Raw genomic sequence first — 13,441 nt, 5'->3', positions numbered from 1 at the left:
GTGAAACGCGGGGGTGATTCCGGCCGCGGGCGCCCTCACGGCCGCGCGGACCGCGAATTCTCCCCGCCGTTTCACCCGGAAACCCGGTCAGGCGGGCAGCACGGGCCGGTTCTCGTAGAAGGTCTGCAGCACCACCGTCGTGCGGGTGTTGACCGACGCGGCGAGACGGATGTCGCGGATCAGCGTCTCGAGATGCCGCGGCGAAGCGACCCGGACGAACAGGATGTAGCTGGCGTCGCCGGCGATCGAGTGGCACGCCTCGATCTCGCTCAGGTGCTCGAGCAGTTCGGGTGCGTTGTCGGGCTGGGCGGGATCGAGCGGCGTGATCTCGATGAACGCCGACAGCGGCTTGCCGACCGCCTCGGCATCGACCGTGGCCCGGTAGCCGGTGATGACGCGGCGCGCTTCGAGCCGGCGCAGCCGCGTCTGCACGGCCGACACCGACAATCCTGTCGCGGCCGACAGCTCGGCCAGCGTGGCACGCGCGTTCGCCGACATCTCGCGCACGATCGTCGCGTCGATGGGGTCGTCGACGCGCTCGGGGCTCGCGGTCTCGTCGGCACCGGTCATGGTGCTCACCTTACCCGTCGCACCCGCTGGTACAGGAAGTATTCCGGCGGTTCGTATGATTCGCCGGAAGTCTTCCCGTACACTGGTGCGGTCACCGATCGACGAACGGAGGTTCACCATGCCCATCACCCCGACCCCCACGCAGGTCATCGTCGGCGAACCCGAGGTCGTCGAAGACGCCATCGCCCTCGGCCGGGGCGTCGAGAGCTCTGACGCGTGGCTGCGACTGAAGGCCGCGGCATCCGCTCTCCAGCCTCTCCAGGTGAAGGACGGATCGATTCCGGATGCCTCGGCCCACGCGGTCGCCGGCGACCACGTCGACACCCTCGTCGCAGCCATCGCCGAACTGGCCCCGCGCTTCCCGCACGACGCCGACTACCTCGAGGCGTCGATGCGCGACTTCCGACGCTGGGCAGACGAAGGTTTCGGGGTGCCGGACTTCCTCGACTCGCTCGTGGCGTTCCAGCCGCAGCGGCACCGCGTCGACGGACTCCGTCACCTCGTGGTCTTCCCGATGTACACGCAGAACGGCTCGTCGGAGCGCCACGTCGAGGCCGTGCTCGTCGAGGTCATCTGGCCCGAGTTCATCGCCGCGCTCGAGACCGAGTACACCAACAAGCTCTTCGTGTCGCTGCGGTTCGTCGACTTCACCCCCGGCTACGACACCAACTCCGCCGTGCTCTTCCCCGAGACGGTCGCGATGCGCGAGATCCCGACGTTCACGTGGGGCGCGATCTTCCAGGACCGCGAGGCCGCCCGCTACCGCCGGGTGGTGCGCGCCGCCGCCGAGATCACCAAGCTCGACCTGCCCGACGACGCGGCGCGCATGCTCGACGACCAGCAGCTCACCGAGAAGACGTTCGTGATGTGGGACATCATCCACGACCGCACGCACATGCGCGGCGATCTGCCGTTCGACCCGTTCATGATCAAGCAGCGGATGCCGTACTTCCTGTACTCGCTCGAAGAGCTGCGGTGCGATCTCACGGCGTTCCGCGAGTGCGTCGCGATCCAGGGCCGCCTCTCGGCGCAGGAGTCGCTGACGGCGACCGAGGCCGAGATGCTCGAGCACGCGCGCCTCGTGCAGTACGCCGTGATCTTCGACCGCATCTTCCGTTTCGCCATCACCGGCTCGCGCGTGCGCAACTACGACGGTCTCGGTGGGCAGCTGCTGTTCGCGTGGCTGCACCAGCGCGGAGTGCTGCACTGGACCGACACGGCGCTGGCGTTCGACTGGGACGAGGTTCCGGCTGCCGTCGTCGCGCTCGCCGACGCGATCGACGAGCTGTACTGGCGCTCCATCGACCGTCCGAAGACGGCGCACTGGCTGGCGGCGTACGAGCTCGTGCGCGCAACCCTCACCCCGAACCCGGCGTCGGCGTGGGCGCGCGGCCTGCCCGACGAGATCCTGGCCGGGGCGCCCAAGGGGTACACCGACGCGGTGCTCGACGACGAGTTCCCCCTGTCGATGTTCTTCGAGGCGCTCGACAAGAAGATGAAGCCCGTGATCGAGTCCACCGCCGGCATCACCGGCGCGACGGCGTGAGTCGGCCGGTGGGAAGCGCCCGATGAGCCCGACGGCCCCTGACGACGCCGCAGGCCCCGAGGTGGGCGGCGTCAACGGCAAGGTCGTGCTCGTCGCGGGCGCGACCAGCGCCGCCGGCCTCGCGGCCATCCGTGCTCTCGTCGCTGCGGGCGCCCGGGTGGTCGCGGTCGGCCGCGACGCGGCGAAGCTCGAGCCGCTCGCGGCCGAAGGCGCCGAGACCGAGACGTGCGATCTCACCGACGAATCCGCCGTGGGTGCGCTCGCCGACCGCGTGCACGAGCGATTCGGACCTGTCGACGGCGTGCTGCACCTGGTCGGCGGATGGCGCGGCGGCGGCGGACTCGCCGGGCAGACCGAAGCCGACTACCGGTTCCTCGAGGGGTCGTTCACCGCGCTGCGGCACGTCTCTCGCGCGTTCGACGCCGATCTGAAGGACTCGGATGCCTCGCGCCTCGCGGTCGTGTCGTCGACCGCGGTCGCCCGGCCGCTCGCCGGCGGCGCGAACTACGCCGCCGTGAAGGCGGCGACCGAGGCGTGGGCGCGCGCCGTCGCGCAGGGCTTCGCCAAGAGCGCCCGGGATGCCGGCCGGCCGCTGGCCGCGGCATCCGTCGTCTTCCGGGTCAAGAGTCTCGACGGACTCGAGGACGCGCTCGCACAGCGGTTCGCCGACCTGTGGCGCAGCGACGCGGCCGATGTCAACGACACGATCGTCGAGCTGACCGACCCCTCGCTCTGAGCGCCGTCGCCGCGCCCCGGCCGCCGCGGCTGCGCCGACGACACACGGCTAGATTGGAACATCGTGACCACGATCCACGACACGAACTCGCGCGGCTTCGCGTCCGACAACTACTCCGGCATCCACCCGGAGGTGCTCGCCGCGATCGCCGCCGCGAACGACGGCCACCAGGTCGCCTACGGCGAAGACGTCTACACCGCGCGGCTGCAGGAGGTCATGGCCCGCCACTTCGGCGACGGCGTCGAGGCGTACCCGGTGTTCAACGGCACCGGCGCGAACGTCGTGGGGCTGCAGTCGATGCTGCCGCGGTGGGGCGCGGTCATCTCGGCGTCGACCGCCCACATCAACGTCGACGAGGGCGGCGCCCCCGAGCGGGTCGGCGGGATCAAGATCCTGCACGTGCCGACCGAAGACGGCAAGCTCACCCCCGAGCTCATCGACCGGGAGGCGTGGGGCTGGGGCGACGAGCACCGGGCGCAGCCGCTCGTGGTCTCGATCACCCAGTCGACCGAGCTCGGCACCCTCTACACCGTCGACGAGATCCGCGCGATCGCCGACCACACCCACGGCCACGGGATGCGCCTGCACCTGGACGGGTCGCGCATCTCGAACGCGGCCGCCTCGCTGGGGCTCCCGCTGCGCGCGTTCACCCGCGACGCGGGCGTGGACGTGCTCAGCTTCGGCGGCACCAAGAACGGGGCGATGCTCGGCGAGGCGATCGTCGTGCTCGACCCCGAAGCATCCGCCGGCCTGACCTACCTGCGCAAGCTCGACATGCAACTCGCCTCGAAGATGCGGTTCGTCTCGGCCCAGCTCGTCGCCCTGCTCGAGGGCGACCTGTGGCTGCGCAACGCCTCGCACGCCAACGCGATGGCCCAGCGGCTGCGCGCGGGCGTCGAGTCGGGTCTCGCCGACGGCACGATCCGCGGGGTGGCCTTCACGCAGCCGACCCAGGCGAACGGCGTGTTCGCGACCCTGCCCGACGGGGTCGCCGACCGGCTGCGCGCGTCGTTCCGCTTCTACGACTGGGATGCCTCGAAGAACGAGGTGCGGTGGATGTGCGCGTTCGACACGAGCGAGAACGACATCGACGCGTTCGTCGCGGCGATCGCGCGCGAGACGTCGGCCTAGGCCGTCGTCAGATCAGGAGCTTCTTCGACCACTTCGTCGCCAGGCCGATCGGACCGGCGATGGTCCCGGAGTCGGAGAACCTCTGAAGTGTGATGGAGCCGTCGGACCGTCGAATGACGATGTCGTCGTACTCGTCGTAGTTGAACGGCCCGACGCCGACCATCTGCGTGACATTCGCCCAGCCGGTCGCGATCTTGGTCCGCGATGCCAGCGGACGCAGCGCTCCCGACACCCAGTCCCAGTCGAACCGATAGACATTGCCGGTGTCGGAGAGGGCGACGACATCCGGTTGATTCCGATCCGTCTCTCCGATGAAGGCGAAGGCTCGATAGGCCGCGAACGCCCCCGCTTTGCCGATCTGTGTGCGCGCACCGATCCCGCCGTGGCCGTCGCCCGCCAACCAGTACATCGTGCCCGAGCGCCCCTTGGCGAGGATGTCCATATGGCCGTCCCGATTCACATCGCTGAAGGGAACCAGGTGGGTGAAGTTGGCAAAGTCCGATCGCACGCGCACCGGCTTCGAGAACGAGCCGCCCGCGGTGCCGTCCAGACGGAACAGCGAGCCGGCACCGTCCCGTGCGAGGAGGTCGCGGAATCCGTCCGACGTGAGGTCTCCGGCGTCGATGATCTGGGCGTAGGCGCCGAGGCCCGCGGCGACCTTCACTCCCGCGGACAGCCGCCCCCGACCGTTGTTGTCGTACCTGATGAGGTCGCCTGCCGCGGTCCGGACGTGAAGGGCCGCCTTGGGCCGGGCGAACTCGAGGTCGACGTCCTCGTTCTCGGCGAAGGTGAACGGAGCCGACCACAATGGGTCGAGGCCGTAGCCGCCGTCGACCGCGAGGCGGTACGTGCCCGGGATCGCGCCCAGGGTGCTGACACCCGCCAACCCCGCTGAACCGGACGAGTGGTGGTACCACTCCGTCCGTTTCCAATCGTCGGTCGCCGGGTCGAGCCATTGCAGCTCGCTGTACCGCCTGACCCAGTCCGCGCCGCACTCCGGGCAGGGGTACATCACCTCGAGCTTGCTGGGGGCGTAGGCGACGATGTCCTTGCCCTCGTGCACGTCCGCGGCGACCTCGATCGGATCGAAGAGCGGGCTGGACGGGAGCTCCGTCCAGTACTTCGACTTCAGTGGGTAGGTCGCTTCCTGGGGTCCGGGGAAAGGGGTCGGGCGATTGTCGATGTACTGAACACGCGCGGGCCCGGCCGGGATGTCGCGGAACTCATACGAGCCGTCCTGGCCGATGTCGACCGAGGAGTCCTGGCGGTACCAGCCGGTAGCCCAATCCTGCGTGTAGTAGCGATCGAGGGTCATGTACCCGTCGCCCGCCGGTTCGCCGTTCGTCTGCCAAACCGATCCTCGGATGATTCCGCCCACCTCGAGCGTGACGTCGAAAGCGGGAACAGTCCCCGACGGGGTTTCGTACACGGTGACCTCCTGACGGAGGTAGCTGCCGAGATCGGAGGCGTTCGAGAAGGCCAGGGTGTAGCCCCGGGCAACCGGCTGCTTGCGGACGGAGAACTCGAATGCGCCCCCCTCCGAGGCGAACCCGAGGATCGCTGACGGGTTCGTCGTCGTGCCGTCGCCCATCACTGCGACGCGGATCTCGTCGGCGGCCGGGGTCCGCCCGTCGGCGAGACGGACCACACCCGACACGGTGATCCGTTCCACATCGGCCGCGACAGCCGGACTGCCCGCCAGCACGAGGCCCGCGATGAGAGCCGATATCGCCAGGAAGCGCGCGCGACGCATCTGTCTCCTTCCCTGCCCGTGGGGCGCTAGCGCGTGGCGGCTTCGAGTGTGAAGCTCACCCGCGTGCCGTCGACGATGACGATCGTCGGTGCCGCCAAGCGGCGGTCCCGCACGTACTTCTGCCCGGAAGTCGTGGTGAATCGGAGGGTGCGGTCGATGAGGTCGGATCGCCAATGGGCATCGAGGGTCGCGATCAGTTCGTCGAAACTCGAGGCGTCGTCCTCGATCTCAGGTTGGGAGGGCGCCTGGACCGTCACTGCGAGCGTCTTCCGGAGGTTCTTCGGCACTGTCACGGTGAACGGACGGTATTCCGTCACCCGCTCCGTACCCGGAGCGGGTGCGAGCACGGTGCGGAAGCTGTACGTGACGCCACGTGTCACCTTGAGCGTGCTCCCGGGCGCGACCGTCGCCCATTTCCCGCCCCGCAGCACCTGCACGCCCGAGACGCGGCCGGCGCGGTAACCATCGGCGAACGTGGTGGCGACGTTCACCGACAACACCTTCACATCCTCGAAGGGGTTGGCCTGCAGCGCCGCGATGTCGTCAGAGACACCCCAGGCGACCACCTCGGGGAAGGCGTAAGGGTCCGAATAGCGGTCCCTGTTGGTCAACGTGTGGCGAGACCCGTCCTCGCGCTGGTACTCGATGGACCAGCGCACCCCGGCCGCCCCCTGCCAGCTGTTGTCGAGCATCCGCGTCGCGTCGTTGCCCATCTGCGCCGCTGCCGCCGAGGCGACGGCGAGAGGCTCGGAGACGTGCGTGACGGCCGTGCTGTGGTGATCGCCGACACTGCTGGTCGTCGTGACCGGGATCGTCGTGTGGCCGGCGCCGAGGATGCCCCGGACGCCCGCGAGGCGGTCGTCGACGACCTTGCCCTTGACCCGGCCGATCGCGCTCACCAGCTTGTACGACTGGCCCAGGTCGGGGACGATCCGCGCCGCCGACGCTCCGTGCACATTCGCCGCGATCTTCGAGTTCCAGTTGTCGGGGTGACCGTACGCGAACACTTCGTCACCGCACACCGCGGTGACCGTGCCGACGCTGGCCAGTGTCACCGCGCCCGATGCGTAGGACACGGCGACGTTGCCTCCCGCGACGATCGGGTAGTCGGCCCCGTCGTTCACGCCGCCGCTGATGGCGAGCCCGCTCATGGCGAACGGCCTGAAGCCTTGAACGGTGTCGGCGAGCCTCGCGGAGATCTCATCCAGCTTCGCGGCGGTCGTACCCGTCGTCACCCGAACGGCCTGCAGGGGTCGCATCGTCGCACGCCCCTCCGCGGCGGTGGGCGGAGCCTCTCCCGCCATCCGGGAGACCTGCTGCTGAGCCGCCGGTCCCAGATTCTTCGCGCCCGGAAGCTGACCGATCGATTTCAGGTACGCAGCGGGCGTCACCCCTGCGACGTTGTCGGCGAGCCAAGAGAACCCGTACGACACGGCGCCGATCAGCGCTCCGTCTGCGTCATACACGGGCGAGCCCGAGGCGCCCGCCCATACGCCGGCGGGCAGAGAGCTGCCGCCGCCGTTGACGACGTCACCGTCGAGCCTCACGAGCAGCACGTCGCGGGGGTCGCCGTTCGCGTCGTAGCCGAGCCCGTTCTCGAGCTTGCCGATGTACTCGCCCGTGAATTGAGTCGGTGTGGTGCCCTTCACGGTGGAGAGCCAAGTCACGCTCTCCCCCTCCTCCAAACCGGAGATCGGCGAGATCGCCAGCTCCTGACCGGGGACATCGCAGAACGTGTCCGGATCGGCGGAAACGGCCTGCGCGGGCCCCGCGGTCAGCGAGACGACGAGGGCCGTGAGCGCCGATGCAGCCAGCGCCGCGCGCATGCCCCTCCGGCGTCCGTGGCGGATTCCGCTCGACGCGCCCCGACCCGGGATTCTCGTTCCTTCACCTGAAACCAAAGCACACCTTTTTCATTGTCCGCGGCCCTCCGCTGCGCCGTCCGGCTTCACACTATGGCGCAGGTCGGCTACCTGCCGGTAACGGCGGGGCGGAGATCTTCGCGTGCCGGGAGCGGTGCGCGTTGCCGGGGCATCGGTGCCCCAGCCATATCGATCGGACGCTCAGCGCGCGGCGGACTCCAGGGACTCCTCGTCGGCCTCGAGGCCATCGCCCTCGGTGTCCGCGTGGTCCGGTTCTGCCTCGAGCTGTGGGATCTCCGCCTCGCCGGCAGCGTCGTCATCGTCAGCAGCGTCGCGCTCGGGAGCCTCGTCCTCGGGAGCCTCGTCCTCGGGGGCGTCGTCATCGTCAGCAGCATCGCCCTCGGCGGCGTCGTCCTCGGGATCCCCGTCCTCCGGAGCCTCGTCCTCGGGAGCCTCATCCTCCGGCTCGCCGTCTCGGTCCCGGACGGCGTCTTCGGCGGGGGCGACCGCCGGGGTCGAGGCATCCGTTCCGCCATCGGCGCGCCCGTCGCCCAGCAGGCCCTCCGGGCGGATCATCTCGCGAACCTCCGCCATGAAGCTCGTGAGCTGGTGCTGCTGCCAGCGCAGCTGGCGCGTGCGGTCCTCGGCGTCGCGCAGCACGGCCTGCGAGTGGTTCGTCACGAGGTCGATGATGCGCTGCGCTTTGACGCTCGCCTGGTCGAGCTGCTCGCGTGCCCGCACGTGCGCGTCGGCCTCGATCTGCTGCGCCTGCGCGCGCATGAGCCGCTCGAAGTCGTCGGCCTTCGCCGACACCCGCTGCGCGTGCTCGAGCGACGCGGCGACCTGGTCGTTGGCGTCCTGGGTGATGCGCTCGGCGTGCGCCACGGCCTGGTTGTGCAGCACCAGGAACTCCTGCTGCGCGTCGTCCTGACGGCGGGTGAGGGATGCCTCGAAATCGAGCGCCCGCACGCGGAGCTCGCGCACCGCCTCCTCGGCCTCCGCGCGCGCCTCGGCCGTTTCGCGGGCGACCATCGACCGCAGCGCCGCGGCGCCCTTCTCGGCCTCGGACCGGATGGCCGCGGCCTCGCGCTCGGCCTGTGCCACCTTCTCGGCGGCGTGGGCGGTCTCGCGCTCGATCATCGACCGGTGCGCCGTGAGCTCGGTGTCGATGCGCAGACGCACCTGCTGCGCCTCGTGCTGCGCCTGCGACAGGATCGCATCGGCCTCGGCCTGCGAGTCCTTGCGGCGCTTCTCGATCTCGGCCCGGGCGGCCTCGAGCAGACGCTCCCCCTGAACGGTGGCGTTGCGCAGCAGCACGCTGGCCTGCTCCTCGGCGACGTGCAGCACTTCCTCGAACTGCCGACGGTTCGGCGTCTCGTCGGGCGCTCCCACGAGCTCCTCGCTCAGCGCCTGCACACGGCTCTCGGCGTTCGCGGCCCGGGCGGCCGTCGCCGCCAGCTCGGCTTCGAGCGCGGCCACCGCGTCGGCGCTCTCCGCGGTGGCCTCCGCCACGGCGGCGTCGAGCCGCGAGACGGCCTCGTCGCGTTCGCGCTGCGCGGCCTCGAGCTCGGTCTCGAGCGACGCCAGCTTCTCGCGGCTCTGTGCCACGGCCGCGCTGGCTCGACGCTGGTTCTGCTTCAGCGTCGCGACCTGCTCCGCGGCCGACCGCGCCCGCGCTTCGAGCTCGGCGACGGCGGCGTCGACCTGCTCCTTGTCGTAGCCGCGGAACGACACCGCGAACGCGGGCCCCGACGTCCCGTTGCCGTCACCGCCGAGCAGGCGCTCGAAGGCGGCCTCGTCGTCGGAACTGCTCCGGGCCGGTACGACCTTGTCGGACATCGGGGTCTCCGCTTCTGCAGGGGGCTCACACACACTGGGCCGCTCGGAGCGGGACGATGCGGCTCCGGCGCTGCACGCCGACCACGGGTGATGCTGACGAGGGGGCGAGGGCGCCGGACGCCTCGCCTCGGCGACATCCGGTTCGTGTCGCCGCCGCGCGCGCAATCGGCAGGGGCAGGATACCTGCCCTACCTGAGCGCCGGCCACCCTTCCCGGGTGCCCGCCGCCTCCGGTTGCGGCGAGCGCTGCGTCACGCCGGGGCGCGGGCCACGAGCGCGCCACTTTCCTGCGAGCGCTGCGTCACGCGACGGCGCAGATACCGGCAAGTGCAGCGGATGCCGCGGGCCGAGGCATCCGGCACGGCGATCCGCGAACCAACCGTCGGCGGCCGCGACCGCTGCAGTTCCCGGCGAGCGCTGCGTCACGCGACGGCGCGGATACCCGAAAGTGCAGCGGATGCCTCGGGCCGAGGCATCCGGCACCCGCCCGTCACCTCAGCAGGCCACGACGGCGAGGCGCGTGCGGGTCAGCGGAGCGCGCCCACGCTCGCCAGAGCGAGGCGCACCAGGGTGCCGCGGCCGCCCTCCATCTCGGCGGAGAGGGCGTCGGATGCCGCTTCCTGCGGCGTCATCCAGGTGACCTCGAGCGCGTCCTGGCGGGGCTCGCACGTGCCCGTCACGGGAACGACGAACGCGAGCGAGACGGCGTGCTGGCGGTCGTCGTGGAAGGCGCTGACACCCGGGATCGGGAAGTACTCGGCCACCGTGAACGGTGTCGGCTGGGGCGGCAGGAGCGGGAACGCCATCGGCCCGAGGTCGTTCTCGACGTGCCGGAACAGTGCGTCGCGCACCGTCTCGCCGTACCGGACACGGCCCGAGACGAGCGTCCGCGTGATCTCGCCGAGCGGGGTGGCGCGCAGGAGGATCCCGACCTCGGTCACCACCCCGACGCCGTCGGTGCGCACCGGGAGCGCTTCGACGTAGAGCATCGGCAGCCGGCGTCGGGCCTCGGCCAGTTCGACGTCGGTCAGCCAGGCCGGGTTCGTCCCGCTGCCCGGTGCAGGCGAGCCGAAGCTGCCGTCGCCGACCGGATGGCCGCCCTGTCCGAACGACGCCCCGACGCCGCCGAGCGGGTCGCGAGGCGTGTCGGAGTCGTCGCGCTCGTTCGGGTCGGGGTCTGGCGTGCGGACCGGCATGCCTCTTGTATACCTCACCCGCCTCGCCCGCACCCTGGCACGATAGGACGATGAGCGACTCGCCCCTCGACGTCGACGCGGTGCTGTGGTCGGCGGAGCAGTCCGAACGCGACGGACGACCGCTGCTCGTGCTGCTGCACGGCTACGGCGCCGACGAGCGCGATCTTTTCGGCCTGGTCCCGTACCTGCCGGCCGAGTTCGCCGTCGCCGCCGTCCGCGCCCCGCTGACCCCGCCGTTCCCCGCCCCGGGGTACTCCTGGTACCCCATCGAGGGACTCGAGTCGCGCGACACCGCGCACGTGACGGCCGCCGCGGTCCGGCTGATCGAGTGGACGGATGCCGCGGCATCCGCTCATCGCACCATCGGTCTGCTCGGCTTCTCGCAGGGCGCCGCCGTGTCGCTGCAGGCCATGCGCCTCGACCCGCACCGTTTCGCCTTCGCCGTGAACCTGTCGGGGTACGTGACGCCCGGGGATCTGCCCCGCGACGCGGAGCTCGCCGAGGTACGGCCGCCCGTCTTCTGGGGACGCGGCACCAACGACGACGTGATCCCCGACTTCCTCGTGACGCACACGACCGAGTGGCTGCCGAGCCGCGTCGACCTGAGCGGGCGCGTCTACCCGGGCCTCACCCACAGCGTCTCGGAGCAGGAACTGGCCGACGTGCGGGTGTTCTTGGAGAAGCAGCTCGAGCGACCCGGCCGCGACGTCTCCGCGTGACGACCCCGGGGACGACCGGGTAGGGTGGGCGCTGTCTCTGTTCCCGAGGTCAGGAAGACCGTTGAAGCTCATCGACGCGACCGCGCTGTAATCGCGCTGCTCCGTCGTCCTTCGACAGGCCGCCACCGGCCGCCGCTCGGAACCCGAGCGTCAGCGTCCGCTGCCGCTCACGACGTTGTCAGCGCCCCGAACCCGCGCTGACCGTCGACCGCTCCGTTCCCCCTCGGCATCCGCCGGCTCTCGCCGCCGGCGCCGCGCGGGCCGCGGCATCCGGTGTCAGCGCATGACCGACCTCGGAGGCCTCATGCCCGCCCACACCCTCACCCCCGCTGTCGTCCTCGACCACGTCTCGTTCACGTGGCCCGACGGCTCGTCCGCTCTCGCGGACGTCTCCGGCGCTTTCGGCGCCGGCCGCACCGGACTCGTCGGCCGGAACGGCTCCGGCAAGTCCACGCTGCTCCGGCTCATCGCCGGCGAACTCGTGCCCTCCACGGGGCACGTGTCGACATCGACGGATGCCGCCTACCTCCCGCAGCAGCTGACGCTCGACGTCGACCGGCCCGTCGCCGAGCTGCTCGGCGTCGCCACGGCTCTCACGGCGCTGCGCGCGATCGAATCGGGAGACGCCGATCCCCGGCACTTCGACGCCGTCGGCTCGGACTGGGACGTCGAGTCCCGGTCCCGCGCGGCGCTGGCCGACGCGGGACTCGCACCCGAACTGCTCGACCGGCGCATCGGCGAGCTGTCCGGGGGCGAGGCCGTGCTGACGGCGATCGCCGGCATCCGGATGCGTGCGCCCGCGATCACGCTCCTCGACGAGCCGACGAACAACCTCGACCGCGCGGCACGCGCGCGGCTGGGAGAACTGGTGCGGGCGTGGCGGGGGACGCTCATCGTGGTGAGCCACGACCTGGCACTGCTCGAGCTCATGGACGACACGGCCGAGCTGTACGCGAACGAGCTGTCGGTCTTCGGCGGCCCGTACTCGCAGTGGCGGGCGTGGCTCGACGCCGAGCAGGACGCGGCGAAGCGCGCCGAGAAGGCGGCGGCGCAGGTCGTGCGTCGTGAGAAGCGCGACCGCATCGCGGCCGAGACGACGATCGCCCACCGGGCGGCGATGGGCCGGAAGGCCCAGGTCGAGAAGCGCGTGCCGAAGATCGTCGCGGGCGGACGGAAGATGGCCGCCCAGGTGTCGGCCGGCAAGCTCCGCGACGAGAAGGCCGACCGCGAGGCCAAGGCCCGTGCCGCACTCGACGCCGCCGAGCGGCGGGTGCGCGCCGACGACGCGGTGCGCATCGATCTGCCGGACCCCGGCGTGCCGTCGGGCCGCCGCATCGCGACGATCGGCGACGGCGCCCGCGCCTGGACGATCCAGGGCCCGGAGCGGGTCGCCCTCGTCGGCCCCAACGGCGCCGGCAAGACCACGCTGCTCGAGGCGCTAGTCGGCGGCGTCAATCCGCGGGGACGAACCGCGGGTTCGGGGCTTCCAGCGGCCGGATCGGGCCGGTTCGGCCCCGCCGTTTCACCGATGGCCGTGACGAGCGGTGGGGCGGCGGCCGCCGGCGTCGGGAAAACAGGAGACACGCCGATGACGGAGGGCCGGAAGCGGGCGGACACCGCGTTCTTCCGCGATGTCCGGCACGTCGAGCTGCATACCGACCGCGTCGGGTACCTGCCGCAGCGGGTGGACGGCCTCGACGACGACACCTCGGTGCTCGACAACGTCTCCGCCGCGGCCCCGCAGGTGCCGGTCGCGGCGCTGCGCAATCGGCTGGCGCGGTTCCTCATCCGGGGCGACGCCGTCGACCGGCCGGTGTCGACGCTGTCGGGCGGGGAGCGGTTCCGCGTCGCCCTGGCCCGGCTGCTCCTGGCCGACCCGCCCCCGCAGCTGCTCGTGCTCGACGAGCCGACCAACAACCTCGACCTCGACACCGTCGGGCAGCTGGTCGACGCGCTCGCGGCGTACCGGGGCGCCGTGCTGGTGGTGAGCCATGACGACGCGTTCCTCGCGAGACTCGGCATCCGCACAACCCTCGAGCTCGCGCCTGACGGCTCGCTGACCGAGATCTGAGGGGCGGCCCGGCGCGCGC

At 71.2% G+C, this 13,441-nt stretch carries 10 protein-coding genes; 5 read left to right on the top strand and 5 right to left on the bottom strand.

Translation table 11 applies throughout. The features are described from left to right. Positions 1-87 precede the first annotated feature (87 nt). On the bottom strand, positions 88-570 hold the full coding sequence (locus ACFUTX_RS01335) for an Lrp/AsnC family transcriptional regulator (RefSeq protein WP_378860404.1): 483 nt from the start codon (positions 568-570) through the stop codon (positions 88-90). A gap of 118 nt (positions 571-688) precedes the next feature. Between ACFUTX_RS01335 and ACFUTX_RS01330 the strand changes: the two genes are divergently transcribed. The 3 genes from ACFUTX_RS01330 to ACFUTX_RS01320 all read left to right on the top strand — a co-directional run bounded on the left by ACFUTX_RS01330 (position 689) and on the right by ACFUTX_RS01320 (position 3,983). After that, positions 689-2,116: a DUF6421 family protein gene (locus ACFUTX_RS01330; protein ID WP_378860403.1), complete on the top strand. Its 1,428-nt coding sequence runs from the start codon at positions 689-691 to the stop codon at positions 2,114-2,116. 22 nt (positions 2,117-2,138) lie between these two features. Beyond that, complete coding sequence (locus tag ACFUTX_RS01325; protein ID WP_378860402.1) at positions 2,139-2,852, top strand: SDR family NAD(P)-dependent oxidoreductase; 714 nt, start codon at positions 2,139-2,141, stop codon at positions 2,850-2,852. A gap of 63 nt (positions 2,853-2,915) precedes the next feature. Continuing rightward, positions 2,916-3,983 carry a threonine aldolase family protein gene (locus tag ACFUTX_RS01320; protein WP_378860401.1) on the top strand — a complete coding sequence of 356 codons (1,068 nt, stop codon included), beginning with the start codon at positions 2,916-2,918 and terminating at the stop codon, positions 3,981-3,983. A 7-nt stretch (positions 3,984-3,990) separates the two neighbouring features. On the opposite strand, the gene ACFUTX_RS01315 is transcribed toward ACFUTX_RS01320, so the two are convergent. From ACFUTX_RS01315 to ACFUTX_RS01300, 4 genes are all read right to left on the bottom strand, one after another. Further along, positions 3,991-5,736 (bottom strand): FG-GAP repeat domain-containing protein, encoded by a 1,746-nt coding sequence (locus ACFUTX_RS01315; protein WP_378860400.1) that lies wholly within the window; start codon positions 5,734-5,736, stop codon positions 3,991-3,993. A gap of 26 nt (positions 5,737-5,762) precedes the next feature. Continuing rightward, positions 5,763-7,562, bottom strand: a complete 1,800-nt coding sequence (locus ACFUTX_RS01310; protein WP_378860399.1) for a hypothetical protein — start codon at positions 7,560-7,562, stop codon at positions 5,763-5,765. Between the two features lie 237 nt (positions 7,563-7,799). Beyond that, positions 7,800-9,437, bottom strand: a complete 1,638-nt coding sequence (locus ACFUTX_RS01305) for a hypothetical protein (protein WP_378860398.1) — start codon at positions 9,435-9,437, stop codon at positions 7,800-7,802. A gap of 526 nt (positions 9,438-9,963) precedes the next feature. After that, the gene (locus ACFUTX_RS01300; RefSeq protein ID WP_378860397.1) at positions 9,964-10,632 is read right to left on the bottom strand and encodes an NUDIX hydrolase family protein; all 669 of its coding nucleotides are present in this window, start codon (positions 10,630-10,632) and stop codon (positions 9,964-9,966) included. A gap of 50 nt (positions 10,633-10,682) precedes the next feature. Between ACFUTX_RS01300 and ACFUTX_RS01295 the strand changes: the two genes are divergently transcribed. Both ACFUTX_RS01295 and ACFUTX_RS01290 read left to right on the top strand, forming a co-directional pair. Then, entirely contained in the window at positions 10,683-11,351 is a 669-nt protein-coding gene (locus ACFUTX_RS01295; protein WP_378860396.1) for an alpha/beta hydrolase, read from the top strand. A 304-nt stretch (positions 11,352-11,655) separates the two neighbouring features. Beyond that, the gene (locus ACFUTX_RS01290; RefSeq protein ID WP_378861035.1) at positions 11,656-13,422 is read left to right on the top strand and encodes an ABC-F family ATP-binding cassette domain-containing protein; all 1,767 of its coding nucleotides are present in this window, start codon (positions 11,656-11,658) and stop codon (positions 13,420-13,422) included. The last annotated feature ends 19 nt before the right edge of the window (positions 13,423-13,441 follow it).

The organism is Microbacterium sp. NPDC057407, from assembly GCF_042803895.1.
In the GTDB taxonomy this organism is placed as follows: domain Bacteria; phylum Actinomycetota; class Actinomycetes; order Actinomycetales; family Microbacteriaceae; genus Microbacterium.
The sequence above is the reverse complement of the archived record's forward strand: the minus strand, read 5'-3'. Positions and strand labels throughout refer to the sequence as shown.

Bases quoted from the DNA above. Each gene is read 5' to 3' on its own strand.
- ACFUTX_RS01335 (WP_378860404.1), bottom strand. From the start codon at position 570: ATGACCGGTGCCGACGAGACCGCGAGCCCCGAGCGCGTCGACGACCCC.
- ACFUTX_RS01330 (WP_378860403.1), top strand. From the start codon at position 689: ATGCCCATCACCCCGACCCCCACGCAGGTCATCGTCGGCGAACCCGAG.
- ACFUTX_RS01325 (WP_378860402.1), top strand. From the start codon at position 2,139: ATGAGCCCGACGGCCCCTGACGACGCCGCAGGCCCCGAGGTGGGCGGC.
- ACFUTX_RS01315 (WP_378860400.1), bottom strand. From the start codon at position 5,736: ATGCGTCGCGCGCGCTTCCTGGCGATATCGGCTCTCATCGCGGGCCTC.
- ACFUTX_RS01310 (WP_378860399.1), bottom strand. From the start codon at position 7,562: ATGCGCGCGGCGCTGGCTGCATCGGCGCTCACGGCCCTCGTCGTCTCG.
- ACFUTX_RS01305 (WP_378860398.1), bottom strand. From the start codon at position 9,437: ATGTCCGACAAGGTCGTACCGGCCCGGAGCAGTTCCGACGACGAGGCC.
- ACFUTX_RS01300 (WP_378860397.1), bottom strand. From the start codon at position 10,632: ATGCCGGTCCGCACGCCAGACCCCGACCCGAACGAGCGCGACGACTCC.
- ACFUTX_RS01295 (WP_378860396.1), top strand. From the start codon at position 10,683: ATGAGCGACTCGCCCCTCGACGTCGACGCGGTGCTGTGGTCGGCGGAG.
- ACFUTX_RS01290 (WP_378861035.1), top strand. From the start codon at position 11,656: ATGCCCGCCCACACCCTCACCCCCGCTGTCGTCCTCGACCACGTCTCG.